Here is a 16,716-nt window from a genome sequence, read left to right on the forward strand (position 1 = left end):
TTACAGATCCCCCGTCCGGTGTGACAGCAACTGAGCAAAGGTGCCCTGCTGCTGTTGCAGGGAGGCATAGGTTCCCCGCTCAATAATCAATCCTTTTTCCATCACCCAGATCTCATCGTAATCGCGCGTTTCTTCCAGCAGGTGAGTGACCAGCAGTGTGCTCTGACGGCGGGCGGCATCATTCAGTGCGCTCATTACCCGCTCTTCGCTGTGTGCATCCAGGCTGGCTGATGGTTCATCGAGCAGCAGCAGATGGCAGGGGTTCAGCAGGGCGCGGGCAACCGCAATACGCTGCGCCTGTCCCACAGACAGCCGTGCGGCGCTGTCACCGACGACCGTATCAACACTATCGGGCAGCAAATGGATAAAATCGCTGACATAGGCTTTTTCCATCACCGCCTCAATTTCTGCGGGTGATGCTGACGGGCGGCTCAGGCGGATATTGTCCAGAATAGTCTGCTCCGGCAGATGCGGATTTTGCCCGACCCAGCTGAGCTGTGCGCGCCAGCTTTCCGGTAAAAGATCCCGCAGTTCCTGCTGATTGATTTTTATGCTGCCGTCATAAGGCAGAAAACCCAGCAGCAGATTAAGCAGGGAGCTTTTCCCCGCGCCGCTCTGTCCGACCAGTGCGATACGCTGTCCGGCATTCAGGGTGAAATTGAGGGGACCTGCCAGTTTTTCCCCTGACGGGGCATAAATAATCAGATCAGTTGCGGTAACGGCAATCTGTTCCGCCGGTATCAGCGGCACGGTGCCCGGCGCATCTTCCGGTTCACCGCCGGCGCTCAGCAGCGTCACCAGGGATTCTGCCGCGCCGACCGCCTGAGCTTTGGCGTGATAATAGGTGCCGAGGTCACGCAGAGGCTGGAAAAACTCGGGAGCCAGAATCAGGGCGATAAACCCGGCAAACAGGGTGACCGGAACACCGTAACTGCCGAAATTCAATTCGCCGAGGTAGGAGAAACCGAAATAAACGGCAACCACAGCAATTGAAATGGCAGCAAAAAATTCGAGAACAGCGGAGGAGAGAAATGCCATGCGCAGCACTTCCATGGTGCGCGAACGGAAATCTTCAGTTGCGCTGTCAATCTGTCGGACTTCCTCGCGTCCGCGATGGAAGAAGCGGATAGTTTCCAGTCCGCGCAGGCGATCGAGAAAATCCCCGCTCAGGCGGCTCAGCGCCTGAAAATTACGGCGGTTGGCATCAGCCGCACCCAGTCCGACCAGCGCCATAAAGACAGGGATAAGCGGTGCGGTGACCAGCAGGATAAGCGCCGCCACCCAGTTGATCGGGAAAAGTGTTATCAGGATAAGCAGGGGGATTGTTGCTGACAGGGTCATCTGCGGCAGATAACGCGAATAATACTCCTGCATATCATCAATCTGTTCAAGGATGATGGTTGCCCAGCTTCCGGCAGGCTTGCCTTTCACCCGCACCGGTCCGAGCTGCTCCAGCTTATCCAGCACAGTCCGGCGGATATCGCGGCGCACCAGTTGCCCGCAGATAAACCCGACCCGCTCACGGATAGCCGCAACAATGGCACGGACAACAAATAATGCGATTAGAATAGCAAAGGGAGTGAGCAATTGTTCGCGCGGAACATGCTCCATAATGAGTGACTGAAGGAGGATCGCGAGACACCAGGCCTGAGCGATAATCAGTAAGCCGCTGAATACGCCCAGCAGCATAGAGAGACGTAACCATTTCCGTGCAGGAGCCGCCTGTAATTTTAACCAGCGGATGAGTTCTGACTGTCTTGATTTATCCATTTTGTCTGTATGCAGGTGATAAGTAAAACAAAGGCTGAAATCAGCAGGGTAATGTCATGGTACACGAAAAGGCGCTACAGATATAGCGCCTTGAAAAAACAGGATTATTTGTCAGCGAGGCTGTCAATAAACTGCTCTGCATCCAGTGCTGCCATGCAACCGGTTCCCGCAGAGGTAATCGCCTGACGGTAGATATGATCCATCACATCACCGGCGGCAAAAATACCGGCGACAGAGGTTTGGGTTGCGTTGCCGTGTGTACCCGACTGAACACGGATATAGCCGTTTTCCAGATCCAGCTGACCATCAAAAATCGCTGTATTCGGGCTGTGACCAATCGCGATAAAGCAGCCCATTACCGTCAGATCTTCTGCCGCACCGGTTCCGGTATCACGCAGACGAACCCCGGTCACACCGGAATTATCACCCAGAACCTCGTCCAGGGTGCGATCAGTGTGAAGAACGATATTGCCGTTTTTCACTTTATCCATCAGACGGTTGATCAGAATTTTCTCCGCGCGGAAGCTGTCCCGGCGGTGAATCAGATGCACTTCTGAGGCGATATTGGAGAGATAAAGCGCTTCTTCAACAGCAGTATTTCCGCCGCCGACAACGGCAACTTTCTGATTACGATAGAAAAAACCGTCACAGGTCGCACAGGCAGAGACACCGCGGCCTTTAAAGGCTTCTTCGGATGGCAGGCCGATATAACGGGCCGATGCGCCTGTGGCGATGATTAACGCGTCACAGGTGTACGTTACGCTGTCGCCCCGCAGGATAAACGGGCGCTGACTGAAATCAACAGAGTTGATATAATCGTTAATAATTTCAGTTTCAAATTTTTCTGCGTGCGCCTGCATGCGCTCCATCAGACCCGGTCCGGTTAAACCTTCCGGGTCACCCGGCCAGTTTTCCACCTCAGTGGTGGTGGTCAGCTGACCACCGACTTCCACGCCGGTGATAAGTACCGGGTTTAAATTGGCACGCGCCGCATAAACGGCGGCGGTATAACCGGCAGGGCCGGAACCCAGAATAATTAACTTACTGTGTCTGGTCGCGCTCATGAACACCTCATTAACAGAATGGCAAAAAAGCATACACAGGATTGTAGGAGAAACGGGGGGGTAAAAAAAGGAATAAAAGAGGAATAAAAATAACAGAGCACAAAATTGAAACTGTCAGGAAATGAGTCGCTATTTAGGGGATTGTACGCGAAAATGATTATTCAGAAAATTCCTAAGTTGTTTGAATGTCACACCAAAAGCACGTCCTGTTTGTCAGCGAAACGTTTTTCTGTAATTTTAATCGACAGGTTGTTCTGATTTTTGTTCATTTGCTTTGACAATCGGCTGCGTATTTGCGAAAACATCTATGTAAGAGATTTTTATCCGTCAGGTTAATCCATATTATTACACTGATGATGTGTTTGTACTGATGACGAAGCATGGTAATTTCAGCTTACGACTATAGCGATAATAATCTGAATGTCCTGGTAGCTGGCGCCAACTACGCATTTTTCATAATTAGATATGCAAAGACTTGGCCTGAGAGCATATTTTCCGGTTCTGATTTTGTTACGTCAGGCAAGGAAAGTGTTATGGGTGTAGGAAAATAGTAAAAATAAGAGAGATAACGAGATGATTGATAACAAAAAGCGTCCGGGTAAAGATCTTGACAGAATTGACAGGAATATTCTGAACGAATTGCAGAAAGATGGCCGTATTTCTAACGTCGAACTTTCCAAGCGTGTGGGTTTATCACCTACTCCGTGTCTGGAACGTGTCCGCCGTTTAGAGCGTCAGGGATTTATCACAGGCTATACCGCGCTGCTGAATCCGCATTACTTAGATGCGTCCCTGCTGGTCTTCGTGGAAATCACCCTCAACCGTGGTGCGCCGGATGTGTTTGAACAGTTCAACACCGCCGTGCAGAAACTGGAAGAGATTCAGGAGTGCCATCTGGTATCCGGTGATTTCGATTACCTGCTCAAAACTCGTGTGCCGGATATGTCCGCTTATCGTAAACTTCTGGGTGAAACGCTTCTGCGTCTGCCCGGTGTTAACGATACCCGCACCTATGTTGTGATGGAAGAGGTCAAACAAAGTAACCGTCTGGTCATTAAGACGCGTTAATTTGTTTCCTGTGTCATGTGCAAAACGGGATAAAATTAGGTACACTCCTGTTTATGCATACAGTTTCAACGCTGAGCTATCCTCAGCGTTGTTCCGTTTTACTGACAGGGAAACCGGACCTTGCGGGCCGGAATGGACATGAGCCAGGAATATACAGAAGACAAACACATCAAATTTAAAAAAATCAGCAGTGGCCGCTGGCTGCTGGAAGCCGTTCTGATTGTCACCGGGTTGTGCGCCGTCTTTTTGCTGGTCGCTCTCTTATCTTTCAGTCCGTCAGACCCGAGCTGGTCACAAACCACCTGGCATGAGCCGGTGCAAAACCTTGCCGGCAGTATCGGGGCATGGTTCGCTGATATTCTTTTTTCCGCCTTTGGCATTTTAGCCTACACGGTTCCCCCGCTGATGGTTCTGGGGTGCTGGTCGGCTTTTCGCAGTAACGAAAACAAAGACTACGTTGATTTCTTTTCACTCTCGATGCGTATCATCGGGGGTCTTGCGTTAATTCTCTCCTCCTGCGCCCTGGCGTCCCTGAATGTGGACGACATGAAAAACTTCGCGGCAGGCGGGGTTATCGGCAGTTTATTCAGTACGGCACTGGTGCCGTGGTTTAATGCACTGGGAGCAACACTTGCTCTGCTGTGCCTGTGGTCTGTCGGGCTGATGCTGCTGACCGGCTGGTCGTGGGTCACCATTGCCGAAAAGCTGGGGGCGGCTGTGCTCTCTCCCGTCACCTTTATCACTAACCGATCCCGGGGGCGCTATGAGGATGATTACGGTGCGCATGAAGATGACGATGCTTATGACGACGATACTTATGATGATGAGTATGACGATGAGACTGACGACGATACCTCTGATGCGTCACGCCGTGAATTACCATCAGCCGGAATACCTGAGCTGACAGGTGCGGCTACATCTGTTTCACAAAGCAGTACACAGGAACAGGCGTATTACGACCCTGATATTGCAGATGAAGACGATGTTTTGCTTTCTGCACCGACTGCCGCCGAACTGGCGTGTTCCGTACCGGCTGATGCACGAATTCCCTCTGTTCAGGCCGCACCGGTGCTGACGAATGCTATCGCAGATATCGAAGATATAGTGCCTGCGGCGGCGGAACCGGAAACCCCGGTACACTATCATTTTGACGTGCCGGATGCGTACCGGACAACACTGGATCTCAATGCGCCGATCTCGCTTCCGGAAGTTGAACTGAAAGTTGAGCCGGAACCTGAGCCGGTACGTTCGTCGTGGCATCAGCCTGCGGATACGTCGCTTTACAGCCATTTTGCAGACAACGGGCGTACAGAGCCGGTCTTTACCTTTGATCTTCCGGAACCGTCAGATGACGATAATCACGGGGTGTATAATACAGCAGCAATTGCTGCCACCACTGCTGCTGTTTCCGGTTTTACTCAGGTAAAACAGGGGATCGGTCCTGAATTACCCCGTCCGAACCCGGTGCGTATTCCGACCCGCCGGGAGCTTTATGGTATCCGTATTCCGTCTCAGCGTGAGGCGGATATGGATCGTCTGCGTCAGGAACAGGATGAGTTTGCACAGCAGCATCACGGTGAAGATGCTCAGGAACAAGCTCAGGCGGATGAAGATGATGTGTTACAGGCGCGTTTACAGGAAGAGTTTATGGCTCAGCAGCGCACCCGCTATGGTGATGAAGATGAAACGCCTGCTGTAGCAGTACCGGCGCATCCGTCCCCGGAAAGTGCGTTCGGGACATCTTCCGCCTTTATACCGGCTCCGTCTGCTTATCAGGCACCGGTCAGCCACCATTCGTTTGCGGCAACTTCACCTGTGCCGGATAACCACATATTACAGGCGGAGGAAGAGCCGGCTGAAGAAAACGAACAGAATGAGCAGGAAGTACAGCGTCTTCAGGCTGAATTTCTGTCAATGCAGCAACAGCGCTACAGTGGTCAGGCAAATGCTATTTTATCTGATCTGGCGCAGCTGAAAGCGCTGTCTCCGGTAGATGACCTGATTGATTCAGAACCGGCAGAGCCGTTGTTTATCCCGACCCCGGTGACCGTACCTGCCGCAGAACCGGCTCCGGTTTATCCGTCTTACAGCGCACAACAACCGGTTCAGCCCGTTGTTATACCGCCACCGGTTGCTGCATTTGTACCGGACACGCCGCAGACACAATTACAAAAACAGATGGAAGAGAGTCTGTTCCATCCGTTCCTGGTGCGTAATGACCAGCCGCTGCCGAAATCAACCACGCCAATGCCGTCACTGGATCTATTGGCATCCCCGCCTGATTCATTCGAGCCGGTGGATGAATTCGCGATGGAGCAAACCTCCCGCCTGATTGAAGCGCGGCTGAATGATTTCCGTATCAAAGCGCAGGTTGTCGGTTATGAACCGGGGCCGGTTATCACCCGCTTTGAGCTGGATCTGGCACCCGGCGTGAAAGCTTCGCGTATTTCTAACCTGTCACGTGACCTTGCCCGTTCACTGTCCACTGAGGCGGTGCGTGTGGTGGAGGTGATTCCGGGCAAGCCGTATGTCGGGCTTGAACTGCCGAATGAAAAACGCGAAACCGTTTATCTGCGGGAAGTGCTGGACTGCGACGAATTCCGTGATTCACCGTCGCCGCTCTCCATCGTCCTGGGAAAAGATATCTCCGGTCAGCCGGTTGTGGCTGATCTCGGTAAAATGCCGCACTTACTGGTTGCCGGTACGACCGGCTCCGGTAAATCCGTCGGCGTCAATGCCATGATCATCAGTATTTTATATAAAGCGAAACCGGAAGATGTCCGCTTTATTATGATTGACCCGAAAATGCTGGAACTCTCTGTTTATGAAGGCATTCCGCACCTGCTTACCCAGGTCGTGACGGACATGAAAGATGCTGCCAATGCTCTGAACTGGTGTGTGGCAGAGATGGAACGGCGCTATAAACTGATGTCTGCGTTAGGGGTGCGTAACCTCGCCGGTTACAACGAAAAAGTGCTCATGGCGGAATCCATGGGACGCCCGATTCCTGATCCGCACTGGAAGCCGACAGACAGCATGGAAATCACCCATCCGGTACTGAAAAAAGAGCCGTACATTGTGGTGATGGTGGATGAATTCGCTGACCTGATGATGACCGCAGGGAAAAAAGTGGAAGAACATATTGCCCGTCTGGCACAGAAAGCACGTGCTGCAGGTATTCATCTGGTGCTGGCAACACAGCGTCCGTCTGTGGATGTGATTACCGGGCTTATCAAAGCCAATATTCCGACCCGAATTGCATTTACGGTTTCCAGTAAAATTGACTCGCGCACCATTCTTGACCAGAGCGGCGCGGAATCATTACTGGGTAACGGGGACATGCTCTATCTGCCGCAGGGCGCGAACGCACCGCTGCGTGTGCATGGTGCTTTTGTCCGTGACCAGGAAGTGCATGCGGTGGTTAATGACTGGAAAGCCCGCGGACGCCCTGAATATATCGATAATATTACCCGCGGGGGAGAAGACAGCGAGGGCGGCGGAGCAGACAGTGATGAAGAGCTGGATCCGCTGTTTGACCAGGCTGTACAATTTGTCACAGAAAAACGCCGTGTTTCTATTTCCGGCGTGCAGCGCCAGTTCCGTATCGGGTATAATCGCGCGGCACGAATTGTTGAACAGATGGAAGCTCAGTCGATTGTCAGTGAACCGGGCCATAACGGAAACCGGGAAGTCCTGGCGCCACCGCCGAACAGTTTTTAATAAGCATGCCGCCGGAACAAAACCGGCGGCGGCTGATTACCCAAACGCATCATCAGGAATACACACATGAAAAAGGTGTTTATCACAACCTGCCTGCTGGCAGGATTATCAGTCAGTGCGGCACATGCCGATACCCGCAGTGATCTTCAGACGCGTTTAGGAAAAGTGAACAGTTTTCACGCGAATTTTTCGCAGAAAGTCACTGATGCAGATGGTGCGCTTGTTCAGGAAGGCACTGGCGATCTGTGGGTAAAACGTCCGAACCTGTTTAACTGGCAGATGAGCCCGCCGGATGAGAGCGTGCTGGTTTCTGACGGTAAAACGCTGTGGTTTTATAACCCGTTTGTTGAGCAGGCGACTGCCACCCGGCTCAAAGATGCCACACAGAATACCCCGTTTATGTTGATCACCCGCAATGACCCGTCAGACTGGCAGCAATACATGGTAAGTCAGCGTGGTGACAGTTTTGAACTGAAGCCGAAAGTAAATAACGGCAATCTGAAAGTGTTTACTATCACCGTAACTCCGGAAGGCACCATTCAGCAGTTTGCCGCCGTTGAGCAGGATGGTCAGAAAAGTACCTATCAGCTCAAAGGTCAGCAGAGTACAGACGTGAATATGAGTAAATTCACCTTTACACTGCCGGAGGGAGTTACACTGGACGATCAGCGTCAATAATGAGGCGTCAGTGACTAACTTTTCGCTCGATTTTTCCAAAAATGACTATCAGCCTCTGGCCGCCAGGATGCGGCCGGAGACGCTGGAACAGTATATCGGACAGACACACCTGCTGGCGGAGGGAAAACCTCTGCCGCGCGCTATCCGCGCCGGACAACTTCATTCCATGATCCTGTGGGGGCCGCCCGGCACCGGTAAAACAACGCTGGCAGAAGTGATTGGTCATTACGCAGATGCAGATATTGAACGCCTGTCGGCGGTAACGTCCGGAGTGAAAGAGATCCGCGAAGCCATTGAACGTGCGCGTCAGAATCGTAATCTGGGACGGCGCACCATCTTGTTTGTGGATGAGGTTCACCGCTTCAATAAAAGCCAGCAGGATGCCTTTCTGCCCCATATTGAAGACGGAACAGTCACCTTTATTGGTGCCACCACCGAAAATCCCTCGTTTGAACTTAATTCTGCACTGCTGTCCCGCGCCCGTGTTTATCTGCTGAAATCCCTGACACCGGAAGATATCGAAAGCGTTCTGATTCAGGCGCTGAATGATTCTGAGCACGGTCTCGGCGGGCAACAAATTATTCTGCCGGATGAAACCCGGACACTGCTTGCTGAACTGGTAAGCGGGGATGCCCGCCGTTCACTCAATGTGCTGGAAATGATGGCAGATATGGCGGAGGTCAGTGCTGACGGTAAGCGCATACTGACCACTGAACTGCTGAAAGAAGTCAGCGGTGAGCGCAGTGCGCGTTTTGATAAAAATGGTGATCGTTATTACGATCTTATCTCGGCACTGCATAAATCCGTACGCGGTTCAGCGCCGGATGCGGCACTTTACTGGTATGCGCGGATTATTACCGCCGGTGGCGATCCGCTCTATGTGGCGCGGCGTCTGCTGGCCATTGCCTCTGAAGATGTGGGAAATGCTGATCCGCGCGCGATGCAGGTAGCGGTTTCTGCGTGGGACTGTTTTACCCGTGTTGGCCCTGCCGAAGGCGAGCGGGCGATCGCACAGGCGATTGTTTATCTTGCCTGTGCGCCGAAAAGCAATGCCGTTTACAGTGCATTTAAAGCCGCAATGCGGGATGCAAAAGAGGGGCGCGATTATGATGTGCCTGAGCATCTGCGCAATGCGCCGACAAAACTGATGAAAGAGATGGGGCTGGGCAAAGAGTACCGCTACGCTCATGATGAAACCAATGCGTATGCCGCCGGAGAGGTCTATTTTCCGGCTGAAATGCGGGATACCCGCTACTATTTTCCGGCAAACCGGGGAATGGAAAGTAAAATTGGTGAGAAACTCACCTGGCTTGCTGAGCAGGATCAAAATAGCCCGATAAAACGCTACCGTTAATGCCACGGTTGCGGTAAGGTATTAATTGTCAAAATGGGTAAATGCTTTAAAACACACAACATGTTCATCCGGCATATTCAGCGGGCGGCAGAGAGTATTAAAGCATTTCATTGTCGCGTTAATAACAGCTGCACTAATGATTATTTAATTATATTTTATTAGTTGCACTTTAGTTACTAACACTCACGTTAATAACAACAAGCACAGGAATAGCATGCTCGATCCAAATTTACTGCGTAATGAGCTGAACGCGGTTGCCGAAAAGCTGGCTCGCAGGGGTTTTACCCTGGATGTGGACACGCTGCGCACTCTTGAAGAGCGCCGCAAAGTTTTACAAGTTGAGACTGAAACCTTACAGGCTGACCGTAACTCCCGATCGAAGTCCATTGGTGAGGCGAAGGCGCGCGGTGAAGATATTGAGTCGCTGCGGCTGGATGTGAATCAGCTGGGGGCAAAGCTGGATGCCGCCAAATCTGAGCTTGATGAAGTGCAGGGCGCGATACGCACTATTTCCCTGAATATCCCGAATATTCCGGATGACGTCGTTCCGATGGGTAAAGATGACAGCGAAAACCTTGAAGTCAGCCGCTGGGGTGAACCTAAGCAGTATGATTTTGAAGTCCGCGATCACGTTGCTCTGGGTGAACTGACGGGCGGACTGGATTTCCCTGCTGCGGTAAAACTGACCGGCGCACGTTTTGTGGTCATGAAAGGCCAGATTGCCCGCATGCACCGTGCTATCGCTCAGTTTATGCTGGATCTGCATACTGAACAGCATGGCTACCAGGAAATCTATGTGCCGTACCTGGTCAATCAGGACACACTGTACGGAACAGGTCAGCTGCCGAAATTCGCCGGTGATTTATTTCATACCAAGCCACTGGAAGAAGAATCTGAAACCAGCAGCTATGCCTTGATCCCGACGGCGGAAGTCCCGGTGACTAACCTGGTTCGTGATGAAATTCTGGATGAAGCTGATCTGCCGATGCGTATGACCGCTCATACCCCTTGCTTCCGCTCTGAAGCCGGTTCGTATGGTCGTGATACCCGTGGTCTTATCCGTATGCACCAGTTTGATAAAGTTGAACTGGTTCAAATTGTGCATCCTGAAAAATCGATGGAAGCACTGGAAGAATTAACCGGTCATGCAGAAAAAGTTCTTCAGTTACTGAATCTGCCATATCGCAAAGTACTGCTTTGCACCGGTGATATCGGCTTTGGCTCCAGTAAGACTTATGACCTGGAAGTCTGGGTACCGGCACAGAATACGTACCGTGAAATTTCTTCCTGCTCAAACTGCCGTGACTTCCAGTCCCGCCGTATGCAGGCACGTTTTCGCAGTAAAGAAGATAAGAAAACGCAGCTGGTTCATACTCTGAATGGTTCCGGCCTGGCAGTTGGTCGTACTCTGGTTGCTATCATGGAAAACTATCAGCAGGCTGATGGCCGTATTGAAGTTCCTGAAGCACTGCGTCCGTACATGAAAGGTCTGACACATATCGGCTGATTACACCCGGTTACGTTGCCAGATGCATAAAAAATCCCGCCGGTAAAAACCAGCGGGATTTTTATTATAAACGGATATGCTCAATTACAATGTATTAAATAACCGTCGTGTGGCTTCAAAACTTTCTCTGCGCAGTGACGAAAAATCATCACTCCACAGCGGATTATGCGGCACCATAAATCCGTTACACTCCAGGGTGTGTATGATGAATCGTAAACCCTCAATATCCTGTGCCAGCAGTATCTGTGGTAATCCGGCAACCGATTCGGGTAAGAAAAACGTCACAGGAAAATTAGTACTCATATCAGAACCGGGATTTGTGGCATCCATGCTGTGATGCACAACCTCTGTACCTTTTGTCCGGTTAAGCGCGGTATTAATTTGCTGAATAAGAGCCGCAATTCTCGGGGTACTATTACCGAGCTTTGGATCTTCTCGTCTGAGCAGTTCGCGGTGGATAGTTTCTGTTGTTGATCCCCGGCGCAGCAGATAAGGGCGTTTTTCTGCAAAAGCGTCTGCACTGACATCCGGATTCTGTGCGATATCCTGACCACCGAAGTCTTCTGTGCGTGGTGCGACAATCATCAGGTCATAATCGGCGGTTAAAGGCATATTGATGTCAGGGGCGCTAAGTACTATGACCGGCATCTCTTTTTTTGTATTATAAATAAGAAATTGTCCGTCAGGCTCCGGTTTTGCTGTAAACGGGTGATGATGTCCGTGGGGTGATACTGCATCCAGAATTATATTACCTTGTGCATCCGGTTGATGCCGGATAAGTAACCCGGTTGCAACCAGTTCATTTATCCTGCTCTCAGAGAGCCGCAGATGCTGCGTCCCGGCATGTCCCTGTTCAATACATTGCGCTACTTTTTTATTCATTATCTCCGTTTTATGTTTTTGTCCGCATAATTTGCTGTAAAACTGGTCAACGGGAATGAAACCTGCCATCGGTCCCCAATTTGAGCTTTTTCCTTTAATACTGAAATCTTTAGTCGGATAACCTGCGCTGATAAGACCGGTCGCCACCTGTTCAACCGGACGAAAACTGATAACGAGTTGTTCTTTTTCAGCTAATGCCTGCAATGGTTGCAAATGCTCTTCTGCAAGCCCGGTCAGATTTATCACCTGTGTATGTTCCGTTTCAATGCCGGGTATTCCGGGTCGCGAACTCTCTTTCATGACAGTATTATTCTCGGCCTGAGGGTAAATTTTGCGGGGAGAAAGGGTTATGCGGGGAAGTGTATGTGAACTATTTATGCGCATTTTTATTATCCTTTGTCTTAACGGTCGCTCAGGATAAAAAAATAACGGGAAAAAGAATTTATAAAACAACCACAAACAAAAACAGCACACCGGGGTGTGCTGTTAAAAAAGAGTAAGAACTTAATACATCACTTTGTGACCATAGCTTTCGAGGATAGATTTTACTTTTTCCATGGTCTCTTTTGACGGCGGGTTTACACCATCAAGTTTGTATTCTTCATTCATTGCTGTCCACTTATGCTTACCTAATTCGTGGTAAGGCAATAATTCGATCTTCTCAATATTTTTCATATCTTTGGTGAAATCGCCGAGAAGATGGGCGGAATGTTCATCATCAGACCAGCCCGGCACGACAACGTAACGGATCCAGGTTTTCTGATTGCGTTCAGCCAGATAACGGGCGAACTGTAGTGTGCGGTGGTTGGAAACACCGACTAAGTTCTGGTGAATGCTGTCATCGAGTTGTTTTAAATCCAGCATGACCAGGTCAGTCACTTCCATTAATTCGTCGATTACAGGATCGTAACGACGAACAAATCCGTTGGTATCCAGACAGGTGTGGATACCTTCTTTTTTACAGGCACGGAACCAGTCACGTACAAATTCAGCCTGCAATATTGCTTCACCACCGGATGCGGTTACGCCGCCGCCGGAAGCGTTCATAAAATGACGGTAAGTGGTAGCTTCTTTCATTAACTCGTCAACAGTCACTTCCTGACCACCATGCAAGTCCCAGGTATCGCGGTTATGGCAATACAGGCAGCGCATCAGACAGCCCTGAAAGAAGATGATAAAGCGGATCCCCGGACCATCAACGGTGCCGCAGGATTCGAAAGAGTGAATTCGACCAAGTACAGACATGACAGGATTACTCCAAAACTGACCAGTTATAATAAAGGCCCCGAAACAGAGGGGCCTTTTAGTTTATGTTATTTTAATAAGACAGCAAATGGTTACCGCACAAATTACATGGATTTTGTGAATGTACGGGTAATAACGTCTTTCTGCTGTTCTTTGGTCAGTGAGTTGAAACGAACTGCATAACCAGATACACGGATGGTCAGCTGAGGATATTTCTCAGGATTTTCCATGGCTTCTAACAGCATTTCACGGTTCATTACGTTCACGTTCAGATGCTGGCCACCTTCGACGCTTGATTCGTGGTGGAAATAACCATCCATCAGGCCGGCCAGGTTTGTACGACGAACATCGTCATCTTTACCTAATGCGTTTGGTACGATAGAGAAGGTATAAGAGATACCATCTTTCGCGTAAGCAAACGGCAGTTTTGCAACTGAAGTCAGAGAGGCAACAGCACCTTTCTGGTCACGACCGTGCATTGGGTTAGCACCTGGTCCGAATGGCGCGCCTGAGCGACGACCATCAGGGGTGTTACCGGTTTTCTTACCATACACAACGTTAGATGTGATAGTCAGAATTGACTGAGTCGGAACCGCGTTACGGTACATGTGGTGTTTCTGAATTTTCTTCATGAAACGTTCAACGATGTCACATGCGATGTCATCAACGCGTGAGTCGTTGTTACCAAACTGCGGATATTCACCGTCAATTTTGAAGTCAACAGCCAGGCCGCTTTCGTCAATGATCGGGCTTACTTTCGCATATTTGATAGCAGACAGTGAGTCAGCTGCAACAGACAGACCAGCGATACCACATGCCATTGTACGATATACATCACGGTCATGCAGAGCCATCAGCGCTGCTTCGTAGCTGTATTTGTCGTGCATGTAGTGGATGCAGTTCAGAGCGGTGACATAGTTAGTTGCCAGCCAGTCCATGAACTCGTCCAGACGCGCCATAACAACATCATAATCCAGAACATCTGTATGAATTGGTTCGTGTTTAGGACCAACCTGGATTTTCAGTTTTTCGTCAACACCGCCATTTATTGCGTACAGCAGGGTTTTAGCCATGTTTGCACGGGCGCCGAAGAACTGCATTTGTTTACCAACGATCATCGGGCTTACGCAACATGCGATAGCGTAGTCATCGTTGTCAAAGTCAGGACGCATCAGGTCATCGTTCTCATACTGTACAGAAGAGGTATCGATAGACACTTTCGCTGCGAAACGTTTGAAGTTCAGCGGCAGACGCTCTGACCACAGGATGGTCATGTTAGGCTCTGGTGAAGGACCCATGGTGTACAGGGTATTCAGGAAACGGAAGCTGTTTTTCGTTACCAGAGTACGGCCATCTGTGCCCATACCTGCTAATGATTCAGTTGCCCAGATTGGGTCACCTGAGAACAGTTCATCGTATTCAGGGGTACGCAGGAAGCGGACCATACGCAGTTTCATGATCAGGTGGTCAACGATTTCCTGAGCTTCAACTTCAGTGATTTTGCCTTGTTCCAGGTCACGCTGAATGTAGACATCCAGGAATGTGGAAACACGACCGAAGGACATTGCAGCACCGTTCTGAGACTTAACAGCAGCCAGGTAGCCGAAGTAAGTCCACTGTGCAGCTTCTTGCGCATTCGCAGCAGGAACAGAGATATCCATACCGTATTTAGCAGCCATTTTTTTCATCTGGCCTAATGCACGGTGCTGTTCAGCGATTTCTTCACGCAGCTGAATGGTATCACGCAGGTTTTCGCCGCTTTCTAATCTGGCTTGCAGAGAAGTAAACTGTGCGAATTTGTCTTTCATCAGGTAGTCGATACCGTACAGTGCAACACGACGGTAGTCACCAATGATACGACCACGGCCGTATGCATCAGGCAGACCGGTCAGAACACCTGATTTACGGCAGCGAACGATGTCCGGAGTATAAACGTCGAACACGCCCTGGTTGTGCGTTTTACGGTAATCAGTAAAGATTGTTTCGATCTGCGGGTTCAGTTCACGGCCATAGGCGTGGCATGAACTTTCGATCATACGAATACCACCAAACGGCAGCATTGCACGTTTCAGAGGTTTCTCAGTCTGCAGACCAACAACTTTTTCTAAATCTTTGTTGATATAACCGGCATCGTGGGAAGTGATAGTAGACGGCATATCAGTATCAAAATCGACAGGGGCGTGGGTACTGTTTTCGATTTTGATGCCTTCCATAACTGAAGTCCACAGAGCAGTAGTTGCATCTGTAGCACCAGCTAAGAAAGACTCATCGCCTTCAAATGGGGTGTAGTTTTTCTGGATGAAGTCACGGACGTTTACTTCCTGTGACCAATCACCTGTGTTAAAGCCTTGCCATGCTGAAGCGAATTTTTCATTTAATTCTGACATGATACTTTACCTTTTAACAATGGAACTTAGAAATTCAGTCGTGATAAGCAGAGACTAGTGCTTTTGCTCACCGCGCAAATGAATCAGCCAATAAGTCAGACCTACTAAAATTGCACCACCAATGATGTTACCGATAGTAACCGGAATCAGATTATCAATGACAAAATCAGAGATAGTCAGTGACGGAAACTGTTCCGGCGACGAACCAACCATAGACCAGAATTCAGAAGGTGCAAAATTTTTGATGATAATCCCCAGAGGGATCATAAACATATTGGCGATACTATGCTCAAACCCGCTGGCAACAAACATACCGATAGGGAACAGAAGTACCAAAATTTTATCGGTCAGACTACGGCCTGCGTAGCTCATCCATACCGCCAGACAAACCATCAGGTTTGCCAGAATCCCGAGACAGACAGCTTCAATAAATGTGTGATGAAGCTTGTGATCTGCTGTTTGCAGGATATTCAATCCCCACAGCCCGTTAGCTGCCATATGCTGTCCGGCAAACCAAATGAGCGCGACGAAAAAGAGGGCACCAGCCAGGTTGCCGAAATACACCCGGGTCCAGTTAGCCAGCATCTGACCCCACGTTATGCGGCCGGTTGCTTTTGCAACGATGGTAAGTACGGTTGAGGTAAATAAGTCAGCACCACAAACGACAACCAGCATCAGACCAAGTGCGAAACAAAGACCACCAAGAAATTTTGCGACACCGAAGGGGATAACACCCGCCGTTCCGGTCGTGGTGGTAATATAGAAGACGAAACCGACTGAGATGAAAATGCCTGCCATAAATGCAGATAAATAAGTGATGGACGGTGCTTTGGTTGCTTTATAGACACCGACGTCGTCTGCAACATGTGCCATTTCGGCAGGAGATAATAAATTAAAAAGGGTATCAGTTTTCATAATGCTAACTGTCTCTTTGATTCCAATGATTATAGCACGCAATGATAGTAACAAAGGGGTAAATATTAAAACTTGATGTGGATCATAAAGCCATTCAAGAGAATCGTCAAATTCCCTTAGAAAAGT

At 49.8% G+C, this 16,716-nt stretch carries 11 protein-coding genes; 5 read left to right on the plus strand and 6 right to left on the minus strand.

Annotated features, from left to right (window positions below):
- Together cydD and trxB are read right to left on the minus strand one after the other, a co-directional pair.
- Positions 1-1,770, minus strand: a complete 1,770-nt coding sequence (cydD, locus tag ACMHKJ_RS10325; RefSeq protein WP_413493695.1) for a heme ABC transporter permease/ATP-binding protein CydD — start codon at positions 1,768-1,770, stop codon at positions 1-3.
- 104 nt (positions 1,771-1,874) lie between these two features.
- Complete coding sequence (trxB, locus tag ACMHKJ_RS10330) at positions 1,875-2,834, minus strand: thioredoxin-disulfide reductase (protein ID WP_413493697.1); 960 nt, start codon at positions 2,832-2,834, stop codon at positions 1,875-1,877.
- Positions 2,835-3,407: 573 nt separating this feature from the next.
- On the opposite strand from trxB, the gene lrp reads away from it, so the two are divergent.
- The 5 genes from lrp to serS all read left to right on the plus strand — a co-directional run bounded on the left by lrp (position 3,408) and on the right by serS (position 11,161).
- Entirely contained in the window at positions 3,408-3,902 is a 495-nt protein-coding gene (gene lrp / locus ACMHKJ_RS10335) for a leucine-responsive transcriptional regulator Lrp (protein ID WP_004235807.1), read from the plus strand.
- A gap of 138 nt (positions 3,903-4,040) precedes the next feature.
- Positions 4,041-7,622, plus strand: coding sequence for a DNA translocase FtsK 4TM domain-containing protein (locus ACMHKJ_RS10340; protein WP_413493699.1), 3,582 nt, complete (start codon positions 4,041-4,043; stop codon positions 7,620-7,622).
- A 66-nt stretch (positions 7,623-7,688) separates the two neighbouring features.
- Positions 7,689-8,300 (plus strand): outer membrane lipoprotein chaperone LolA, encoded by a 612-nt coding sequence (gene lolA / locus ACMHKJ_RS10345; RefSeq protein WP_413493701.1) that lies wholly within the window; start codon positions 7,689-7,691, stop codon positions 8,298-8,300.
- 10 nt (positions 8,301-8,310) lie between these two features.
- The gene (locus tag ACMHKJ_RS10350) at positions 8,311-9,654 is read left to right on the plus strand and encodes a replication-associated recombination protein A (RefSeq protein ID WP_413493703.1); all 1,344 of its coding nucleotides are present in this window, start codon (positions 8,311-8,313) and stop codon (positions 9,652-9,654) included.
- 214 nt (positions 9,655-9,868) lie between these two features.
- Positions 9,869-11,161, plus strand: coding sequence for a serine--tRNA ligase (serS, locus tag ACMHKJ_RS10355; protein WP_067364160.1), 1,293 nt, complete (start codon positions 9,869-9,871; stop codon positions 11,159-11,161).
- Between the two features lie 84 nt (positions 11,162-11,245).
- On the opposite strand, the gene ACMHKJ_RS10360 is transcribed toward serS, so the two are convergent.
- From ACMHKJ_RS10360 to focA, 4 genes are all read right to left on the minus strand, one after another.
- Positions 11,246-12,427 (minus strand): anthrax toxin-like adenylyl cyclase domain-containing protein, encoded by a 1,182-nt coding sequence (locus ACMHKJ_RS10360; RefSeq protein ID WP_413493705.1) that lies wholly within the window; start codon positions 12,425-12,427, stop codon positions 11,246-11,248.
- Between the two features lie 120 nt (positions 12,428-12,547).
- The gene (pflA, locus tag ACMHKJ_RS10365) at positions 12,548-13,288 is read right to left on the minus strand and encodes a pyruvate formate lyase 1-activating protein (protein WP_067364152.1); all 741 of its coding nucleotides are present in this window, start codon (positions 13,286-13,288) and stop codon (positions 12,548-12,550) included.
- A gap of 104 nt (positions 13,289-13,392) precedes the next feature.
- A complete protein-coding gene (gene pflB, locus ACMHKJ_RS10370; RefSeq protein WP_413493707.1) occupies positions 13,393-15,675 on the minus strand; it encodes a formate C-acetyltransferase in 2,283 nt (760 codons plus the stop codon).
- 54 nt (positions 15,676-15,729) lie between these two features.
- Positions 15,730-16,590, minus strand: coding sequence for a formate transporter FocA (gene focA / locus ACMHKJ_RS10375; RefSeq protein WP_413493708.1), 861 nt, complete (start codon positions 16,588-16,590; stop codon positions 15,730-15,732).
- Positions 16,591-16,716 lie beyond the last annotated feature (126 nt).

This window comes from Morganella psychrotolerans, assembly GCF_965118875.1.
In the GTDB taxonomy this organism is placed as follows: Bacteria; Pseudomonadota; Gammaproteobacteria; order Enterobacterales; family Enterobacteriaceae; genus Morganella; species Morganella psychrotolerans_C.

Bases quoted from the DNA above. Each gene is read 5' to 3' on its own strand.
- lolA (WP_413493701.1), top strand. From the start codon at position 7,689: ATGAAAAAGGTGTTTATCACAACCTGCCTGCTGGCAGGATTATCAGTC.
- trxB (WP_413493697.1), bottom strand. From the start codon at position 2,834: ATGAGCGCGACCAGACACAGTAAGTTAATTATTCTGGGTTCCGGCCCT.
- pflA (WP_067364152.1), bottom strand. From the start codon at position 13,288: ATGTCTGTACTTGGTCGAATTCACTCTTTCGAATCCTGCGGCACCGTT.
- cydD (WP_413493695.1), bottom strand. From the start codon at position 1,770: ATGGATAAATCAAGACAGTCAGAACTCATCCGCTGGTTAAAATTACAG.
- serS (WP_067364160.1), top strand. From the start codon at position 9,869: ATGCTCGATCCAAATTTACTGCGTAATGAGCTGAACGCGGTTGCCGAA.
- lrp (WP_004235807.1), top strand. From the start codon at position 3,408: ATGATTGATAACAAAAAGCGTCCGGGTAAAGATCTTGACAGAATTGAC.
- focA (WP_413493708.1), bottom strand. From the start codon at position 16,590: ATGAAAACTGATACCCTTTTTAATTTATTATCTCCTGCCGAAATGGCA.
- ACMHKJ_RS10340 (WP_413493699.1), top strand. From the start codon at position 4,041: ATGAGCCAGGAATATACAGAAGACAAACACATCAAATTTAAAAAAATC.
- ACMHKJ_RS10360 (WP_413493705.1), bottom strand. From the start codon at position 12,427: ATGCGCATAAATAGTTCACATACACTTCCCCGCATAACCCTTTCTCCC.
- pflB (WP_413493707.1), bottom strand. From the start codon at position 15,675: ATGTCAGAATTAAATGAAAAATTCGCTTCAGCATGGCAAGGCTTTAAC.